20 protein-coding genes are annotated in these 19492 nt (G+C 52.5%); 19 read left to right on the forward strand and 1 reads right to left on the reverse strand.

Annotated features, from left to right (window positions below; translation table 11 throughout):
- Positions 1–193: 193 nt before the first annotated feature.
- Positions 194–1480 (reverse strand): glutamate-1-semialdehyde 2,1-aminomutase, encoded by a 1287-nt coding sequence (locus CR205_RS14805; protein WP_110520876.1) that lies wholly within the window; start codon positions 1478–1480, stop codon positions 194–196.
- A 198-nt stretch (positions 1481–1678) separates the two neighbouring features.
- Here CR205_RS14805 and CR205_RS14810 point away from each other — a divergent pair, with 198 nt between their 5' ends.
- The 19 genes from CR205_RS14810 (at position 1679) to CR205_RS14895 (ending at position 19492) form a co-directional block, all read left to right on the forward strand.
- The gene (locus CR205_RS14810; RefSeq protein WP_110520877.1) at positions 1679–2692 is read left to right on the forward strand and encodes an ABC transporter ATP-binding protein; all 1014 of its coding nucleotides are present in this window, start codon (positions 1679–1681) and stop codon (positions 2690–2692) included.
- Positions 2685–3488, forward strand: coding sequence for an ABC transporter permease (locus CR205_RS14815; RefSeq protein WP_110520878.1), 804 nt, complete (start codon positions 2685–2687; stop codon positions 3486–3488). Before CR205_RS14810 ends, CR205_RS14815 begins: the two co-directional genes overlap by 8 nt.
- Before the next feature lie 3 nt (positions 3489–3491).
- The gene (locus CR205_RS14820; RefSeq protein WP_110520879.1) at positions 3492–4277 is read left to right on the forward strand and encodes an ABC transporter permease; all 786 of its coding nucleotides are present in this window, start codon (positions 3492–3494) and stop codon (positions 4275–4277) included.
- A gap of 285 nt (positions 4278–4562) precedes the next feature.
- Positions 4563–4991: a potassium channel family protein gene (locus CR205_RS14825; RefSeq protein WP_110520880.1), complete on the forward strand. Its 429-nt coding sequence runs from the start codon at positions 4563–4565 to the stop codon at positions 4989–4991.
- 61 nt (positions 4992–5052) lie between these two features.
- Positions 5053–5520 (forward strand): thioredoxin-dependent thiol peroxidase, encoded by a 468-nt coding sequence (gene bcp, locus CR205_RS14830; RefSeq protein WP_110520881.1) that lies wholly within the window; start codon positions 5053–5055, stop codon positions 5518–5520.
- A gap of 359 nt (positions 5521–5879) precedes the next feature.
- Positions 5880–6608, forward strand: a complete 729-nt coding sequence (locus tag CR205_RS14835) for a YveK family protein (RefSeq protein WP_161524793.1) — start codon at positions 5880–5882, stop codon at positions 6606–6608.
- Positions 6589–7254, forward strand: coding sequence for a CpsD/CapB family tyrosine-protein kinase (locus tag CR205_RS14840; protein ID WP_161524794.1), 666 nt, complete (start codon positions 6589–6591; stop codon positions 7252–7254). Before CR205_RS14835 ends, CR205_RS14840 begins: the two co-directional genes overlap by 20 nt.
- A 292-nt stretch (positions 7255–7546) precedes the next feature.
- A complete protein-coding gene (locus CR205_RS14845) occupies positions 7547–9406 on the forward strand; it encodes a polysaccharide biosynthesis protein (RefSeq protein WP_110520884.1) in 1860 nt (619 codons plus the stop codon).
- Positions 9407–9434: 28 nt separating this feature from the next.
- Positions 9435–10313, forward strand: a complete 879-nt coding sequence (gene galU, locus CR205_RS14850) for a UTP--glucose-1-phosphate uridylyltransferase GalU (RefSeq protein WP_110520885.1) — start codon at positions 9435–9437, stop codon at positions 10311–10313.
- A gap of 10 nt (positions 10314–10323) precedes the next feature.
- The gene (locus CR205_RS14855) at positions 10324–11478 is read left to right on the forward strand and encodes a glycosyltransferase family 4 protein (RefSeq protein WP_110520886.1); all 1155 of its coding nucleotides are present in this window, start codon (positions 10324–10326) and stop codon (positions 11476–11478) included.
- Entirely contained in the window at positions 11463–12566 is a 1104-nt protein-coding gene (locus tag CR205_RS14860; RefSeq protein WP_110520887.1) for a glycosyltransferase family 1 protein, read from the forward strand. The genes CR205_RS14855 and CR205_RS14860 overlap by 16 nt, the downstream gene beginning before the upstream one ends.
- A gap of 16 nt (positions 12567–12582) precedes the next feature.
- Complete coding sequence (locus CR205_RS14865) at positions 12583–13479, forward strand: glycosyltransferase family 2 protein (protein ID WP_110520888.1); 897 nt, start codon at positions 12583–12585, stop codon at positions 13477–13479.
- Between the two features lie 30 nt (positions 13480–13509).
- Positions 13510–14583, forward strand: coding sequence for an EpsG family protein (locus CR205_RS14870; protein ID WP_110520889.1), 1074 nt, complete (start codon positions 13510–13512; stop codon positions 14581–14583).
- Positions 14584–14595: 12 nt separating this feature from the next.
- Entirely contained in the window at positions 14596–14745 is a 150-nt protein-coding gene (locus CR205_RS20315; RefSeq protein ID WP_161524795.1) for a hypothetical protein, read from the forward strand.
- A gap of 7 nt (positions 14746–14752) precedes the next feature.
- Entirely contained in the window at positions 14753–15376 is a 624-nt protein-coding gene (locus tag CR205_RS14875; protein WP_110520890.1) for a sugar transferase, read from the forward strand.
- On the forward strand, positions 15373–16032 hold the full coding sequence (locus tag CR205_RS14880) for an acetyltransferase (RefSeq protein WP_110520891.1): 660 nt from the start codon (positions 15373–15375) through the stop codon (positions 16030–16032). Before CR205_RS14875 ends, CR205_RS14880 begins: the two co-directional genes overlap by 4 nt.
- Positions 16013–17200: an aminotransferase class I/II-fold pyridoxal phosphate-dependent enzyme gene (locus tag CR205_RS14885; RefSeq protein ID WP_328587727.1), complete on the forward strand. Its 1188-nt coding sequence runs from the start codon at positions 16013–16015 to the stop codon at positions 17198–17200. Before CR205_RS14880 ends, CR205_RS14885 begins: the two co-directional genes overlap by 20 nt.
- Positions 17187–18314: a glycosyltransferase family 1 protein gene (locus CR205_RS14890; protein ID WP_161524796.1), complete on the forward strand. Its 1128-nt coding sequence runs from the start codon at positions 17187–17189 to the stop codon at positions 18312–18314. Before CR205_RS14885 ends, CR205_RS14890 begins: the two co-directional genes overlap by 14 nt.
- Entirely contained in the window at positions 18311–19492 is a 1182-nt protein-coding gene (locus tag CR205_RS14895) for a glycosyltransferase (RefSeq protein WP_110520893.1), read from the forward strand. The genes CR205_RS14890 and CR205_RS14895 overlap by 4 nt, the downstream gene beginning before the upstream one ends.

Genomic DNA, 19492 nt, shown 5'->3' on the forward strand with positions numbered 1-19492 from the left:
GCAAGAGCCTCATTTATATCCCCAGTCGTAAACGTAGTTTCCCACCTGTTCCTGTTTGTAAACACAGCAGCCGAGGAGGCTTGCCGGCATCGCCGCGGAAAGCGAGCGGACTTCGTAAAGCGAAGCTTCTTCCAGAGCCGCTCTAAAAAAAGAAAAACCCCGGATCCCAGACCCGGAGCTTCCCCACACTCATTTACAGTTTCGAAAACGCGTAATCCACCGCTTTCAGTGTTTCTTCAATATCCGCCTTCGTATGCGCCGTCGTCAGAAACCACGCCTCATACTTGGAAGGCGCCAGGTTCACACCCTGACCGAGCATCAGCTTAAAGAAACGGCCGAACATCTCCCCGTCACTCGCTTCGGCCTCGTCGTAGTTCACCACACCGTCCACACCGAAGTAGACCGTGAGCGCCCCCTTCAGGCGGTTCAGCGTAATCGGCACATGATGCTTCGCGGCGTGCGCGCGGATCCCGTCCTCAAGCATCGCCCCGAGCTCGTCCAGATGCTCGTACACACCTTCCTGACGGAGCACTTCCAGGCACGCAATCCCGGCCCGGATCGACGCCGGATTTCCGGCCATCGTCCCCGCCTGATACGCCGGCCCCAAAGGCGCCACTTTTTCCATAATATCCTGACGTCCACCGTACGCACCGATCGGCAGCCCGCCGCCGATAATTTTACCCAGCGCCGTCATGTCCGGCTCCACCCCGCAGTAATTCTGGGCACCGCCATACATGAACCGGAAGGCCGTAATCACCTCGTCGTAAATCACGAGCGCACCGGCCTCATGAGTAATCTCATTCACCGCTTCAAGAAAGCCTTCCGCCGGCTCCACGATTCCGAAGTTCCCCACAATCGGCTCGACAAGCACACCGGCAATCTCGTCACCCCAGCGGTCCATGGCCTCACGGAACCCGTCAATATCATTGAACGGCACCGTAATCACTTCTTTTGCAATCGCCTTGGTCACTCCGGCCGAATCCGGACTTCCGAGCGTGGCCGGCCCCGAGCCCGCCGCCACAAGCACCAGATCCGAGTGCCCGTGATAGCAGCCGGCAAACTTAATGATCTTATCCCGGCCCGTGTAAGCCCGCGCCACACGGATCGTCGTCATGACCGCCTCTGTTCCGGAATTCACGAACCGCACCTTTTCCATCGACGGCATCGCATCCTTCAGCATCGCCGCAAACTCGTTCTCATAGCGCGTCGGCGTCCCGTACAGCACCCCGTCCGCAGCCGCCGCCTGAATCGCCTCCGTCACATGCGGGTGCGTGTGTCCCGTAATAATCGGCCCGTACGCCGCCAGATAATCGATGTAGCGGTTACCGTCAACGTCCCAGAAATACGCCCCGGCAGCCTTGTCCATAAACACCGGCGAACCGCCGCCCACCGCCTTAAACGACCGCGACGGACTGTTCACCCCGCCCAAAATATGCTCCTGAGCAGCCTCATTCAGCCGCTCCGACTCCGTAAACTTCATATGTATTTCCTCCTTTGAATCTCACACAACTCCCATTTTAGCACACCCTTCAACCCCGCCCTCCGGGAAAAAAAGGAAGGCTTCCGCTCCGCTTCACACGGGCACGCCTGTTGAAGACAGCGCCCGCTTCCGGTAAACTAATTAAGTTATCTCAGCCGAACCACCCCAACTGTAACCACACGAAAGGAGCCTTGCCGCATGAACGTTATTGAAGTTCACGGCCTGCGAAAAGAATTCAAGTCCTACTCGAGCCGGAAAGGGCTCGGCGGTGCTTTTCGCGATCTGTTAACACGAAACTACACGGTGCTCCGTGCCGTGGATGATATATCCCTGAACGTCAAACAGGGAGAAATGGTCGCCTACATCGGTGAAAACGGTGCCGGTAAATCGACGACAATCAAGATGCTCACCGGCATTTTAACCCCCACAGCAGGGGAGGTACGAGTGAACGGCATGGACCCGCACCGCCAGCGGGAGGCGTTTGTCCGCACGATCGGCGTCGTATTCGGCCAGCGCTCACAGCTCTGGTGGGACATCGCCGTCCAGGAGTCGTTCCGCCTGCTTAAGAAAGTATACCGTCTCTCCGACGAGCATTACGACACCCATATGAAGGAAGTCATCGAAACGCTGGAGATCGAACCGCTCCTTGATAAGCCGGTACGAAAGCTCAGCCTCGGGCAGCGGATGCGCTGCGAGCTCGCTGCGGCGCTCATTCACAATCCGCCGCTGTTATTTTTGGACGAGCCGACGATCGGTCTCGACGTGCTCGTGAAAATGAAGATGCGAGAGTTCCTGAAGAACATCAACCGTAAATACAAAACGACGATTCTTCTGACTACACATGATCTGTCGGACATCGAAGCGCTCTGTGACCGGGTCGTCCTCCTCGACGAAGGCCGGATTATTTACGATGGGGGACTTGAAGCGCTTCAGAACAACTGGGTCGAAGGGAAGCAGGTGGAGTTTGAGTTTCAGAAGCCTGTGGCCAAGGAGGATCTGGAGCACATTACCCGCGATTTTCCTGTCAAATGGCGCGCGGCGGAAAAGCTCCGCGGCTGGAAGGCGACAGTGGAAGGAGATGACGATACCGTCTCCCGGGTGATGAGCATCGTCATGAGCCATCACTCGATCAGCGATGTGAAGCTCAATCAGGTGTCAACGGAGGAAGTGATCCGCAACATTTACGAGGAAGGAATCCACCGTCATGGGTAGCCGCCTCAGTATGTACCTTGAAATGCTCCGGATCCGCTTTTTAATGATGCTCGCCTATCGGACGAACTATTACAGCGGCATCCTGATTTACAGCATCAACATCGGCGCCTACTACTTTCTCTGGCAGGCGATCTACGGCGGCCAGGAGTCGATTCAGGGTCTGAGCGTCGTGCAGATGACCACCTACGTGGCGATCGCCTGGATGGCCCGTGCGTTCTATTTTAACAACATCGACCGGGAAATTGCCCAGGAGATTCAGGAGGGAAAAGTAGCGGTGGAAATGATCCGCCCCTACAACTACCTCGGGATGAAAACGATGCAGGGTCTCGGGGAAGGACTGTTCCGCCTGCTGTTTTTCTCAGCACCTGGTATGGTCATTGTCTGGCTCCTGTTTCCGATCAGTTTTTCCGCCGACGTGTCGGTGTGGGGCTTTTTCTTCATCTCCCTTGTTTTCAGTTTTATCGTAAACACGCAGATCAACCTGATTACCGGCATTTTAACGTTTTTCCTTTTATACAATACCGGCCTCATCCGGGCAAAGCGTGTGGTGATTGATCTGTTTTCCGGACTGCTGCTGCCGATCAGTTTTTACCCGCTCTGGGCGCAGGATGTTATGGCGTTCCTGCCGTTTCAGGCGATCAGCTACATTCCGTCGATGATCTTCACGGAAGGCTTTACAGGCGGGGAAGTGTACACAGCACTGCTGCAGCAGGCCGTCTGGTGCATCATTTTATTTGTGCCGATTCAAATTCTCTGGGTTACGGCCCGGCGCCGGCTCATCGTACAGGGAGGGTAGCCCGTGTTTTACGTATCAATCTTTTTTCAGTACGCATCACAATACTTGAAAACCCGGCTCACCTACCGCTCCGATCTCGTTGTCGAATTGTTTTCGGACCTCCTGTTTCAGGCGGTGAACCTGATTTTCATCCTCGTCGTGTTCGGCCATACGACATTGTTAAGCGGATGGAGCCGGGAGGAGATCATTTTTATTTACGGCTTTTTCCTCGTGCCGTACGCGATTTTCAGTTCGTTTTTTAACATCTGGGATTTCAACGAGCGCTACATCGTGAAAGGGGAGATGGACCGGGTGCTTACCCGCCCGATCCACAGCCTGTTTCAGATTATTATCGAGCGGATGGAGCTCGAGTCCATGTTCGGCGTGATCACAGGTGTGGCGATCATGTTTTACGCCGGCTCGCAGCTCGGGCTCACCGTCAGCTGGTACGACCCGTTCATGTTCATTCTGATGGTGGCGGGCGGAGCGCTTATTTACGCCGGGATCTTCATCATCCTTGCGAGCATCAGCTTCTGGTCCGACTCCCGCACCGACATCATGCCGATGATGTACAACATCGGCAACTACGGCCGCTACCCGGTGGACATCTACAACCAGGTGATCCGCTACGTGCTCACGTGGATACTGCCGTTCGCCTTTGTCGGCGTATATCCGGCAGCGTTTTTCCTCGGCCGCGACGAATGGTACTTTTACGCGTTTCTGACTCCCGTTATGGGGCTCGTGTTCATCACGATCGCCGTATTCGCGTGGAACGAAGGCGTCAAACGGTACCGGGGAGCGGGGAACTAGCCCCGGCGGTGGGGTGTTTTTCGGTCTAAGAACGCTTAGGAAATAATAAGGACGTTAAGGAAATAATAAGAACCCTAAGGAAATAACTAAGACGCTTAGGAAATATTAAGAACGCCAATCGCCGCCGCCCCGACCAGGGCTAAGTACAGATAAATCTGATTAAGTACAAGTAAAACTCCAGCAGCGCCTATACGGTACTCCCCAACCCCAACTCAACACCACACCCCTCGGTTCCTGTCCTAAACCACCACGCGTCCACATAAACTGGACAAAGAGGTGAATCGGATGGGAACTCTTTTTTTATGGCTCGTCACCCTTACAGCTGTTACCGGCATCATCATGAGCCTGCTTCTTTTAATCCGCAATCAGCCGCCTTACGGAAGGCGGGTATCAATACACAACTTTCTCGTCCTCCTGCTCGTGTACGCCACAGTCATTATCGGCTTCGGCTGCCTGTACCTGAGCCTGCACTTTAAAGGCATCCCCGTACTGGTGGAAGGCACCGGACGTCTCACCGGTTCGCTTGTTCACCTCATAGAAGACGTGATGTACTTCAGCGCCGTGACGCTTCTGACCGTCGGCTACGGGGACATCATCCCCCAGGGCCTCGGCCGCTGGATCGCCATGCTTCAGGCGCTCATCGGCTACCTGCTTCCGGCCGCCTTCGTTGTGACCACCGTCATTTACAATGAAAACAAACCAAATCGTTTGTAGCTCCGGCCGATCTTGGTTATCCTTATAGATGAACAGGAATCCGGAAGGAGAGTGGTCAAGCATGACAGTTGAAGTTGGACAGAAAGCACCTGAATTTACACTGCCGGCAAACGACGGCAAAGCCGTAAACCTCTCAGATTATAAAGGCAAATACGTTGTTCTCTATTTCTATCCGAAAGACATGACGCCGGGATGCACCACACAGGCGTGTGATTTCCGCGATCAGAAGGAATCTTTTGAAGAGCTCGACGCGGTGATCCTTGGCGTGAGCCCGGATCCGGTTGAGCGGCACGAAAAATTCATCGACAAGCACGGCCTCACGTTCCAGCTCCTCGCAGACGAAGATCACAAAGTCGCTGAAGAATACGGCGTCTGGAAACTGAAGAAAAACTTCGGCAAAGAGTACATGGGCATCGAACGCTCCACCTTCGTCATTGATAAAGAAGGAAACATCATCAAAGAGTGGCGCAAAGTGAAAGTGAAAGGCCACGTGGAAGAAGCACTCGAATTCATCAGAGAACAGCAGTAACCACTGAACGCTCCCTCCAGACAGGGAGCGTTTTTCACTGTTTCAACTTCCAATTTTCAGGGTTAGTATAGTCACTTTGACCTAATCAAAAAAGTGCCTTTCACCCGATAAACAGTATAAAGAACAGCGGAAATACGCGATATACGAATAAAACAAGGAAAATATCACTATAAAAAGTCAGAATATTGTTGACATGTTCTTTATTAAGAACTAAAATGAAAAATAATCAGATGAACGCCAAAATATACAAAATCATCCAATCCAGATTACCGACGTTATCACTCTCCGTTCACCCACAAAACATTCGTTCTATATGCAGAACAGCACACAGGCCACTCTGAGAAAAGAAGGTGACACATTTGCGTACGAATGCAAACAAGGAGATTGAGATCAAGCAGATCTATAATCTCCTGAAAAAACGTCTCTGGATTATTATTTTATTTTCAGCGCTGACGACCACCGGCGGATACATGTACCACCAGTCGATTCAGCCGGAACCGATTTACGATTCCACCTCAAGGATAATGATCAGTGAAAGCTCGGGCTATATGAATACACTCCGCGTGTTTATTACCGAACCGCCGGTCATGCAGGCCGTCATTGATGAACTCGGTCTTTCCATGAGCCCCCAGGCGCTCAGCACCAGGATTCATGTGGATAATATCAGTGATTCACAAATTGTCATGATCACAGCACAGGCCGGCAGCCCTGAAATGGCAGCCAGCATTGCAAATACAACGGCAGAACAGTATCAGGAAGTGGTCGCCTCCACCCTCGGGTTCACCGATGTGGAACAGCTCTCCGCCGCTGTGGCCAATCCGAATCAGCTGCCGATTAACCCGATGAGCAATAATCTTATCTACGCTGCCGCTGTATTCGGTATTTTTACCGCAATCGGCTTAATCTTCCTGCTCGACAGCATCGACAACCGGGTACGATACCGCCGGGAAGTGGAAAAGCTGCTTCAGGTTCCGGTAATCGGCGACGTTTCCAAAATGACGAGACGGACGATGCAGAAGACGACGAAAGAACATCGAAAAGCAGACGCATTGAGAGGTGAAACTGTTGGTGAATCTACTAAGGGATAGAAAAATCCCGCAGCTTGTCACAAACCCGAAATCGCAGATCGCCGAGGAGTTTGACCGGATCCGGCAGAACATCGAATTTGCCAGATATGAAATCAACACCAAAACGATTATCGTTACCTCTCCCGGCTACAATGAAGGAAAATCGACTGTTATTTCCAACCTTGCTATGAATCTGTCACATCACGGAAAGTCGGTGCTGCTGATTGACATCGATATTAAGGATCCTTCTTTAAATAAAATCTTCAATATAAAAAATACCGTGGGACTCACAAACGTTCTCTCCGGGCAGAAACCAGTTGAAGAGGCGATCAATCAGACCGAAAATGCCCGGCTGAAACTCATCACAACCGGACCCGTTCCCTACGACCTGGACAGCCTCCTTCAGTCCCGTAAAATGGACGAACTGCTCAAACGTGCGTCCCGGGAGTACGATTACGTGCTGCTTGACTCACCACCCGTTCTTGAAGGGGAAACGGCCAAAATCGTCGCCGGCCGCTGTGATGGCGCCATCATGGTGCTCCGTGTGAAGCGGACGGAGGATGAAGTGGCACTCGAGGCAAAAAAGATTCTGGAAATGACCAATACGAAACTGTTCGGCATCATAATGAACGCACGGAAACGAAAATTCTTTAAAAAGAACAAATAACCCTGACCCGCCGCCGCTGTCTCTTTTTTTACCTTTTACGTTCTTTATTACGAACAAAGTGTTCGTTCTGGTAATGTCTCCTGACCGTTATCAACTGGAGATACTCGGCCATGCTGTGGGCTTAACAAGCCTTAGATGCGAGTCATCAGTGGTGTGGCGTGAGGATGGGTTGAATGCCCATTTGATTTAATGCTTTTTGTGGTCCGGCAGCGTATGCCGGGCCGCTGTAAAGCATTAAATCCCGGCTGACCAGACCTGCAGTGAATCATTCAAAAAAAAGGAGGGATCGCTTGTGGCTTACAGAAGCAGAGTATCGCTGCTCGTTGTGATCGACACCATACTGATTGCAGCTGCCATTATTGCCGGCAGTCTGCTCGTGAGTATGTCGTTTTCATTTTTTAACGTTTTATTTCTCGTAACCGGTGTGATGCTCATCAGCTGTCATTTTTTATTTTCCTACAGGTACAATCTCTACAAAAAAGCATGGGAATACGCCAGTACAGGGGAACTGATGATCATTTTAAAAACCGTTTCCCTGTCAGTGCTCGCGACCGCCGCTGCCCAGTTTCTCCTCGTGCAGACGGTGCAGTTCAGACTGCTCGTGGTCGTCTGGCTGCTTCAGCTTTTCGCGATCGGAGGCACCCGCTTCACCTGGAGGATGTTCCGTGACCATTATCTGGCGCCCGTTCAGCCGCATCAGAAGCGCACGCTCATCGTGGGCGCAGGATCTGCAGGCACGATGATTGCCAGACAGCTCGTGAAAAACCGTCAGAGTGACATGATGCCGGTTGCTTTTGTGGACGACAACGAACGGCTTCATCATCTCGATATTCTAGGCGTTCCGGTCATCGGCGGCACCGAAGACATCACCGCTGCCGTAAAGGACTTTAATATCGACAACATCGTCATCGCGATCCCGTCACTGAAAAAGCACGAGCTGAATCCGATATTCAAGGAATGCGGGAAAACCTCGGCAAAAACGCAGATCCTGCCGCTTATTGAGGATCTGGTTTCCGGAAAAGTCTCCATTAACCAGTTCCGGGAAGTGAAGGTTGAGGACCTCCTCGGCAGAGAGCAGGTGGAGCTCGACATTGAAGGGATCTCCAAGCAGCTCTCAGGGCGTGTCGTTCTCGTTACAGGGGCAGGGGGATCGATCGGGTCGGAAATCTGCCGGCAGATCACCCGCTTCAAGCCGCAGAAACTCGTTCTTCTCGGTCACGGGGAGAACAGCATTTATTCGATTGAAATGGAGCTAAAGGCCAAGTTCAGGCACCACAACATCCAATACGTAACGGAAATTGCCGACATTCAGGATGAGGAAAAAATGCAGCAGATCATGAATTTCCATAAACCGTGTGTCGTCTATCACGCCGCGGCTCACAAGCACGTGCCGCTGATGGAGCGGAACCCGGAGGAAGCAGTCAAAAACAACATGATCGGCACGCGCAACGTCGCCCTTGCCGCCTCCAATCACGGGGTCACGACATTCGTGATGATCTCCTCGGACAAGGCAGTTAACCCCACGAGCGTGATGGGATCAAGCAAGCGTCTGGCAGAGATGATCGTTCAGGCAATGGACCAGAGAAGCCGGACGAGCTTTATCACCGTCCGCTTCGGAAACGTTCTTGGAAGCCGGGGCAGCGTCATTCCTCTTTTTAAACATCAGATCCAGAACGGCGGTCCGGTCACGGTCACCCATCCGGACATGGTCCGCTATTTCATGACGATCCCGGAAGCGTCGCGCCTCGTGCTTCAGGCCGGAAGTCTTGCCAGAGGCGGGGAAACCTTCGTCCTGGACATGGGGGAGCCGGTCAAAATCGTGGATCTGGCAAAAAACCTGATCAAACTGTCCGGATACTCAGAGGAAGAGGTCGGGATTACCTACACAGGAATGCGGCCGGGAGAAAAGCTGTTTGAGGAACTTTTGAATGACCACGAAGTGCACGACGAACAGATTTACCCGAAAATTTACATCGGAAAAACCGCAGACGTACTCATCAGCGAAATCGAAACGCTGATGGCCAACTACGACACGTACAGTAAACAGGAGCTCCGGGAAGAGCTTCTGTATCTGGCCAATTTAAAACCGCAGCCCGGCAAACAGGAAGTGCCAGCTGAAAAAAGAGAAGAAATGGTACCGATGGAAGTGTAAAGCACTGCCTATTTCAGGGGAGGGAATTATGAGAGTAAAAAAAGCGATCATTCCGGCAGCAGGGCTTGGAACACGGTTTCTGCCGGCAACAAAGGCGATGCCAAAGGAAATGCTCCCGATTGTGGACAAACCGACGATTCAGTACATTGTGGAGGAAGCCGTCGCATCGGGCATTGAAGACATCATCATCGTAACCGGGAAAGGCAAGCGGGCGATCGAGGATCACTTCGACCATTCATTTGAGCTTGAGCAGACCCTGATGAAAAAAGGAAAGACCGAGCTTCTGGATGAAGTGCAGAAATCTTCAAAAATGGTGGACATTCACTACATCCGCCAAAAGGAGCCGAAAGGTCTCGGTCATGCGATCTGGTGCGCCAGAAAGTTTATCGGGGACGAGCCGTTCGCAGTGCTGCTGGGTGATGACATCGTCCAGGCGGACAAACCGTGCCTCAGGCAGCTGATCGAACAGTACAACCACTACAACGCATCCATACTCGGTGTACAGACGGTACCGGATGAAGAGGTTTCCCGCTACGGCATTGTCGCCGGCCAGGCTATGGGCGAGCGGATCTGCAGTGTGAGCCATCTGGTGGAAAAACCACCGTTAAGCGAGGCGCCGTCCAACCTGGCCATTCTAGGCCGCTACATTTTAAGCCCGAAAATCTTTGATATCCTCGGCACACAGACTCCAGGTGCCGGCGGGGAAATTCAGCTCACCGACGCGATTGCCCGGCTGAAAATACAGGAAGCGGTGTACGCCTACGATTTCGAAGGGACCCGCTACGACGTGGGTGAAAAGATGGGCTTTATTAAAACAATGATTGACCTGGGGCTCCAGCGTGACGACCTCCGCCATGAGCTTCTGGACTACCTGGCTGAAGTGATGGAACAGCAGCTGGTCAAATAGGAGGCACGCCATGCAGAAGAAAATTCTTCTTTGCGCAACGGTCGACTATCACTTTAAAGCTTTTCACCTTCCTTACATGAAATGGTTTAAGGAGCAGGGATGGGAGGTTCACGTTGCGGCATCGGGCGAACTGAAGCTTCCCTACACCGATGTGAAATACAATCTCCCGATTAAGCGCTCTCCGTTCCGGCTGGAAAATCTTGCAGCACTTCGGGAGCTTCGGGCGATCGTGGACCGGGAGCAGTTCGCCATCGTGCACAGTCACACGCCGATTGGCGGGGTGATCGGCAGACTTGCAGCAGGCCGCGCCAGAAAAAACGGCACAAAAGTATTTTACACCGCTCACGGCTTTCACTTCTGCAAAGGGGCACCGGCTGCGAACTGGCTCTGCTACTACCCGGTGGAAAAACTGCTGGCCTCTCTCACCGACTGCCTGATCACGATCAATGAGGAAGATTACGAGCGGGCCAAACATCACCGGCTGTCAGCAGGCACGATCGCCCACGTGCACGGAGTGGGCGTGGACACGGAAAAGTTCAGGCCTGCCGATGACTGCGACCGGCACAACACACGGGAAAAGCTGGGTTATTCAGACGAGAATGTGCTGCTTTTTTACGCAGCGGAATTTAATAAAAACAAGAATCAGCAGTTTCTTATTCATACGCTATCCACACTCAAAGACGAGCTCCCCGGAGCTCGTCTTCTGCTTGCAGGAGAAGGATCGCTCGAGGAGGAGTGCAGACAGCTTGCCAAAAGGCTTGATGTAGCAGACCGGATCGACTTTTTAGGCTTCCGAAAAGACATCGCACGGCTTTTACCGGCCTGTGATATTGCCGTCGGCTCCAGCTATCGCGAAGGGCTGCCGGTCAATATTATGGAAGCGATGGCGTGCGGGCTGCCGGTTGTAGCCACCGAAAACCGGGGTCACTGCGAGCTCGTAGTCCAGGGCGTGAACGGCTGGACCATCGCCCCAGGTGACGGCCACACGTTTGCCGAAAAAATAAAGCTTCTGGCCGAGAAGGAACAGCTCCGCCGCACATTCGGCGATCTGTCCCGCGCCCGGATGACGAGCCGGTACTCCATGAACCTGATCCTGGGCGAAAAAAAGAAACTCTACGGAAAGTACATGAATGAAATGGAGGAGGCTGTGTGGGCAATCCAGTGAGAGTGTTACATGTTGTCGTGAATATGAACCGGGGAGGCGCCGAGACGCTCCTTATGAATCTGTACCGGAACATGGACCGCAAAAAGGTCCAGTTTGATTTTCTTACATGTAAAGACGGCGTGTTTGACCGCGAAATCGAGCAGATGGGCGGGCGGATCCACCGGATTCTCTATATTACCGAAGCGGGGCACTTCGGCTTTCAGAAGGCGCTGCACACGTTCTTCGCCGCCCACAGAGAGTACAAAATCGTTCATTCTCACTTGGACAAAATGAGCGGCATCGTGCTGAAAGCGGCAAAGGAGAGCGGGGTTAAGATCCGGATCGCCCATAGCCATAACACGAGCAGCGAAGGCAGCGTCCCGGTAAAAATGTACAAATGGTACGCAGGGAAACAGATTGGCCGATCGGCCACCCATTTTCTCGCATGCTCCGATCTGGCGGGAAGATGGCTGTTTGAGAAAAGCGGACGAAAGTACAGGATCTTAAAAAACGGGATCATGTGTAAGGACTTTGCCTACTCATCGGTCAAAAAGGAGCAGGTGAGGGAGGAACTGAACCTGGCAGCTGAGGATTTTGTGATCGGCCATGTGGGGCGGTTCAACCATCAGAAGAATCACACCTATCTGATTGATTTGTTTGGTGACATCAAAAAGACAGTTCCGCAAGCCAAACTGATTCTTGCCGGCGACGGTGAATTACGAGCGCGCATCGAAAAGAAGGTAACGGAAAAGAAGCTTACAGACGATGTCCTGTTTCTCGGCGTCAGAAACGACGTGCAGCGGCTTGTTCAGGCAATGGACGTGTATCTTTTTCCGTCTCTGCACGAAGGGCTGCCGGTCACGCTGGTGGAGGCGCAGGGTGCCGGGCTGCCGTGCCTCGTTTCAGATGTGATTACACATGAAGTGGATATGGGAGCGGGCCTGGTCCGGTTTCTGCCCCTACACGATCACACGAGGTGGATTGCGGCAGTGAAGAAGCTGGCTGAGAAGCCGCCACAGCGGATGGTATCAAACCAGGCCTTGGCTGCGAGCGGGTACGACATCCGCCATACAGCCGAATGGACACAGGGATTTTATCTCACCGTTTAAAGAGAGGAGGAGGTCGATGAACAAGACACTTACGGTGTTTACCCCCACCTACAACCGGGCGTTTTGCCTCGATCAGCTTTACGAGAGTCTGATCCGGCAGCCATCGAGAGAGTTTATCTGGCTCATCATTGATGACGGCTCAACCGATCACACCACGGATCTCGTAAACTCGTGGATTGATGAAGGGAAAATTGAGATACGTTACTTCTATCAGACGAACCAGGGCATGCACGGGGCTCACAATACCGCATACGAGCTGATCGATACGGAGCTGAACGTGTGTATCGATTCAGATGATTTAATGGCAGAAGGCGCGGTCGAAAAGATTCTTTCTTTTTGGTCTGAAAAGGGCAGTGACCGTGTGAGCGGTATTGCCGGACTCGATCTGGACCTGAAGGGAAACGTGATCGGCTCGAAGCTTCCGGAAAACATAAGCCGGTCTACGTTATTTGATCTCTATCACCGGCATGGTGTAACAGGGGATAAAAAGCTGGTCTACCGCACCGACCTGACGAAAAAATACCCGTATCCCCTGTTTCACGGTGAGCGGTATGTGGGGCTTGCCTATAAGTATTATAAGCTCGATGAGGACTATGAGCTGCTGCTTCTTAACGAGCCGCTCTGTGTGGTTGAGTACCTGGAGGACGGCTCATCAATGAACATGTTCCGTCAGTATTATCGAAATCCAAAAGGTTTTTCATTTTACCGGAAGGAACTGATGAAGCTTCCCTTCGTGGATCTGAAGTTTAAATTCAGGCAGGCGATTCATTATGTATCCAGCAGCATGCTTGAAAAAAACACCCGGTTCTTATTTGAAACACCAACACCCTTGCTGACGGTGCTGGCGATCCCGCCCGGGCTCGTTTTATATGCTCACATCCTGACAAAACAGCGAACCGCCTCTTCCCCTTAGGAAGAGAAACAGAAAGAAAGGATTACACCTATGGCAATCCTTTACGCAAACCTGGCAATAGTATTCAGCTTGTCCTTTTTGTCGCGCTACAGCGCCCAGACTGGGCTTGATCAGTCACTCATACAGCCGGTGGAGATCCGGCCAAATCGGTATTTTGCATTTTTCGCTATGCTCACGCTCGTGATTGTGTCCGGACTCCGGATCAATATCGGAGACACCTACTATTACCGGCATGCCTTTGAAACAAATGTGTTCACACTCGATTACGCTCTTTCACAAAAGGATTTCGGTTTTGCGATCCTCCAGTATGTGCTGCAGCAGATCACAACGGATGCACAGATTCTTATTTTTGTAACAGCACTCATTACCAACGTGCTGATAGTAGCTGTATTGTACAAATACTCCCGGGTCTTTGAACTTAGCCTGTACGTGTATGTCACGAGCGGGCTGTTTCTCGTCTCCATGAACGGGATCAGGCAGTTTCTTGCCGCAGCGATTATCTTTACAGCAACGAAATACATTATGGACGGCAGCTGGAAGAAGTTTACGATCGTCGTGCTCATCGCATCAACGTTTCACCAGAGTGCACTTATTTTAATTCCTATTTATTTTATCGTTAGGCGTCCGGCCTGGACACAGGTGACCTTCGGTATTCTGCTTGGCGGCCTCATTCTGGTCGCAGGGTATGGATATTTTTCACAGGTGCTGTTCTCCGCTCTCGGCGACAGTCAGTACGGGCATTATTCGGAGTTCTCGGAAGGCGGCGCGAGCATCCTGCGGGTACTCGTTTACGGCGCACCGCTACTGATTGCTTTCATAGGGAGAGAGCGGCTGCGGGAGCTGTTCCCGAATGGTGACTTCATCGTCAATCTCTGTGTCTTAAATCTTCTGTTTATGATCATAGCTTCGCAGAACTGGATTTTTGCACGCTTGACCATCTACTTCGGTCTCTACCAGCTCATTCTTGTGGCCTGGATCGTGAAGCTGTTTGCCGAAAAGGACCGGAAGCTCGTGTATTATCTGATTCTCATATTCTATTTTATTTTCTTTTATTACGAGCACGTGCTGGCACTGAATATTGAGTATAGAAGCAACTTTTTTTAGAAGGTGATGCATTTGGAACCAATCAGTGAAGAAATACTCAAATCCATTCTCATGAAAACATACCGACTTGGCGAATCAGGGAAACAGATCTCAGCAGCTGAGCTGGTAAAACGAATTGAAGCCGACCTCGAAAAATGCGTAAAAACGGCTCATAAAGTTTGATAAGGGGGTGACCGCCGTTAAACGAACGTTCGATTTTACTGCAGCGTCTCTGCTGCTGCTCTTTTTGGTACCGCTCATGATCGTTCTGGCGCTGCTGGTCAGGTGGAAGCTCGGCGCGCCGGTACTGTTCAGGCAGGAGCGCCCGGGACTCTATGAAAAGCCGTTTTACTTTCTGAAGTTCAGAACGATGACAGGGGAAACAGACCGGGCCGGGAACCTTCTGCCTGATGAACAGCGGCTCACTCCGTTCGGTATGTTTCTGCGCAGATACAGTCTCGATGAACTGCCTCAGCTGTTCAACGTGCTGAAGGGCGACCTTAGTCTTGTCGGCCCGCGTCCGCTCTTAATGGAATATCTGGACCTTTATACTGATGAACAGCGTGTTCGTCATGAGGTGAAGCCGGGCATTACGGGGTGGGCCCAGGTAAACGGGCGCAACGGCATCAGCTGGGAAAAGAAATTCGAGTACGATTACTGGTATGTAAAGAATCATTCGTTTCTCATTGACCTGAAAATACTGTTTATGACCGTGTATAAAGTTTTCCGGTCCGAAGGGATTTCCCAGACCGGGCACGTAACGGTCAAGCGATTTGAAGGAGCGGGAGCAAAAGTGAGGGGAGGCCCGTCATGAAAATTGTACTGGTCGGACAGGGCGGCCACAGCAAAGTGATCACGGACATGATTGAACAAACCGGGGACGGGGAGGTCGTCGGTTATTTTGATGATTTGTATCAGGAAGTCCTCGTCGTGGACGGAATGGTCAGAGGACCTGTTCAGGCGGCGAAAAGAGTGGTCGAGGAAAACCCGGAACTGAAGCTTGTGATCGCAATCGGAAATAATCGCGTAAGAAAAGAAATCGTGTCCATGCTTGGACTGCCGGCTGATCAGTACGCAACGATCGTTCATCCCTCGGCGGTTATCAGCTCACACGCCACAATTGGCAGTGGAACGGTCGTCATGCCGCTGGCAGTCGTGCAGGCAGATGCCGCAGTTGGCGATCATGTGATTCTTAACACCGGTGCCATCGTGGAGCATGACAACATCATTGCCGATTACGTCCATCTCTGCCCGAGAGCAGCACTTGCGGGTACCGTCCGGGTGGAAGAAGGAACCCAGGTAGGAACCGGCGCTGCCATCATTCCGGGGATCACGGTTGGAAGCTGGACGAAAGTCGGGGCAGGCGCGACGGTCATCCGTGACGTACCTGCCGGCTGCACCGCAGTGGGGATACCGGCACGCCATACACAGAAAGAGGGTGAAAACGAAGGTGTTAAAAACTACCTCTAAACCGAGAATTCATCTGGCTTCTCCGCACATGAGCGGGGAAGAGCAGCGCTATATTGATGAAGCATTCGAGTCGAACTGGATTGCGCCAGTCGGACCGCATATTAACGCCTTCGAAAAAGAAATTGCCGAGTATACCGGGGTGAAAGGGGCACTGGCAGTCAGTTCAGGCACAGCAGCGATTCACCTGGCGCTCATCCTCCTCGATGTGAAACAGGGGGATACAGTGTTTTGTTCGTCACTCACTTTTGTGGCGAGCGCCAACCCGATTATCTACCAGGGAGCCGAACCGGTTTTCATTGATTCAGAGCCGGAAACGTGGAACATGTCACCGGAAGCACTGAAACATGCGCTGGAGGAGGCATACGAACAACATCGTCTCCCAAAAGCCGTGATCGTGGTGAACCTGTACGGTCAGAGCGCGAAAATGGAGGAAATCTCGGCTCTCTGCGGAGAGTTTGACGTGCCGGTCATTGAAGACGCAGCCGAATCACTCGGTTCGGCGTATGGAAACCGGAAAAGCGGCAGCTTCGGCAAATTCGGGATCTTCTCATTTAACGGCAACAAAATTATCACCACATCAGGCGGTGGGATGCTCGTTTCCGATGATACCGATGCTCTCGAACGCGCAGGCTTCCTTGCCACACAGGCACGGGATAAGGCCCTTCACTACCAGCACAGTCAGACGGGGTATAACTACCGGATGAGTAACATTCTCGCTGGTGTGGGCAGAGCCCAGCTGCACATTCTTGAGAAACGGGTCACGCAGAAGCGTCTCGTGTTTGAGCGGTACTTTATGGAACTGGCCCACATCCCGGGTGTACAGTTTATGCCTGAAATGAACGGCACGATGTCCAACCGCTGGCTCACCGCCCTGACGCTCGATCCGGCTGTCAGTGAGGTCACTCCATATGACATTCTTGGCGCACTGGCCGAGGAGAATATCGAAGCCAGGCCCGTCTGGAAGCCGCTTCATCTGCAGCCTCTGTTTGACCGGTGCCGGTTCTACGCCCATGGAGAACAGAGCGTATCAGAGAGGCTGTTTGAATCCGGCATCTGCCTGCCGTCCGGAACAAATATGGAAGTGATAGATCAGGAACGAGTGATCGACTGTATCAGAAATGTATTCGATCAGGCCGGCCTGCGGGGAACGCGATATGAAACAACGTAAACCGCTGCGCATCCTGCACGTAGTCGGAGCGATGAACCGCGCCGGCACGGAAACGATGCTCATGAACGTGTTCCGTCAGATTGACAGAAGCCGGATGATGTTTGATTTCGTTTCCTACAGCAATGAGGAAGCCGACTATGATAAAGAGATCGAAGCCCTCGGCGGCAGAGTGATCAGACTTTCAAAAACATACGGCATCATGGACCTGGTCCATACGATGAAAACATACGGTCCCTACGATGTGGTGCACGCACATACTCTTTTTCACTGCGGAATTGCCAATGCCGCCGCCAAAATCGCCGGGGTAAACATACGAATTGCCCATGCCCATACGACAGACGATGACCGCCAGACCGTCATCCGCAAATTGTACACCGGAAGTATGAAACGACTCATCCGGGCGACTTCCACAGATTTTATGGCCTGCAGCAGTCACGCTGGAGGATTTTTGTTTGGAAAAAGAGTCATCTCCGGCCACAGATACCGCTACCTGCCGAACGCGATTCCGTATGAGCAGTACACACATGTGAACGAAGAAGCCGTGAAGCAGGTGAAGCGGGAATTCGGTCTGGAAAAACGCTTCGTTGTCGGTCACGTGGGGCGCATGATCGAGCCGAAAAACCACCGCTTCCTGCTGAAGGTATTTAAAGAGCTGCGGAAAAAAGAGCCGGGAGCTGTCCTGCTTCTGGTCGGAGACGGCGATTTGAGACGCGAACTTGAACGGGAGGTCCGGGAGGAGAACCTGACCGGTCACGTCCGGTTTACAGGGCTCCGCAACGATATTCCGGTGCTGCTTCATGCGATGGACGTGTTTGTGTTTCCTTCCATCTATGAGGGACTCGGACTCGTACTTCTGGAAGCCCAGGCAAGCGGCTTGCCCTGCATCGTGTCGGAAGCGATTCAGCCGGAAGCGGATTTGAATCTCGGCCTGATGTCCCGCCGATCCCTGCACGAAGCCCCGGCAAAGTGGGCAGAGAAAATCACTACATGTATAGGGAAAAAGAAGCCCGATCCAGATGAGATCGGGGAAGCGTTTCTGCATAACGACTATTCCGTTGATCAGGGAATTGCCGCCCTGTCTGAAATTTACGAGCAGTCATGGAGGTGCCCATGAAAAAGAACGTACTGATAGCTTCATTTGATTTAGAAGTCGGCGGCGTGGAACGAAGCCTCATCAGCATGCTGAGAAACTATGACTACGACCAGTATGAGGTGGACCTGAAACTTTTCAGCCATACAGGGGACTTTATGGATCTCCTTCCACCGGGGCCGGGACTGCTGACAGAGTGCCCGAAATATAAAACGTTCCGCCTCTCGATTGCCGAGACAGTGAAACGGGGCTCGTTCGCGCTCGCGGCTGCTCGTCTCCGCGCTAGGTACAAAGCTGCCCGGTCAGGAGCGGAGGAAACCGGATACCGCCAGATGCAGTACATGTGGCAGTATGCCCTGCCTCACCTGCCAGAAGCGCGTAAACCTTACGATATCGCCATCAGCTATCTGTGGCCCCACGATTTTGTAGCTTACAAGGTCACGGCGAAAACGAAGATCGCCTGGATCCACACCGACTATTCAACGGTCGATACAGACGTTGAACGGGATCTGAAAACGTGGAGTGCGTTCGATGCGATCATAGCGGTGTCGGACCAGTGCAGGAAAGCGTTTCTGAAGAAATATCCGATCCTGAAAAAGAAAGTTCACGTGGTCGAAAACATTACATCGCCTGACATGGTGAGAACGCTCGCCAGTGAAGAGGAACCGGAACCTCTTAATCGGGATCACCGATTCAAGTTTGTCACCGTCGGGCGTCTGTCCCACGCAAAGGGGATCGATCAGGCGGTGGAAGCACTCAAACTTCTAGTAGATAAAGGTTACTCAGATGCTGCCTGGTATGTGGTCGGCTACGGCGGTGACGAAGCGGCCATCAGAGAAGCGGTCGCCTCTTACGGACTGGAGGATCACTTCTTTCTGTTAGGCAAAAAAACGAATCCGTACCCGTACATGAAAGCCGCGGACGTTTACGTGCAGCCGTCCCGGTACGAAGGAAAGGCCGTCACCGTCGGGGAAGCGCAGATACTGGGAAAACCGGTTTTGATCACGAACTATCCGACAGCCAGGAGCCAGGTGAAAGACGGCGTGGACGGGCTCATCTGCAGCCAGGGACCGAAGGGAATTGCCGATGGACTAGAAGTGATGCTCACAAACGAGCGGCTCCGGCAGAAGCTCTCGGCCAACTGCCTCGAGACCGATTACCGCAACCACGACGAACTGCTCAAGCTCTATACACTGCCGTAA

This window comes from Alteribacter lacisalsi, from assembly GCF_003226345.1.
Taxonomy (GTDB): domain Bacteria; phylum Bacillota; class Bacilli; order Bacillales; family Salisediminibacteriaceae; genus Alteribacter; species Alteribacter lacisalsi.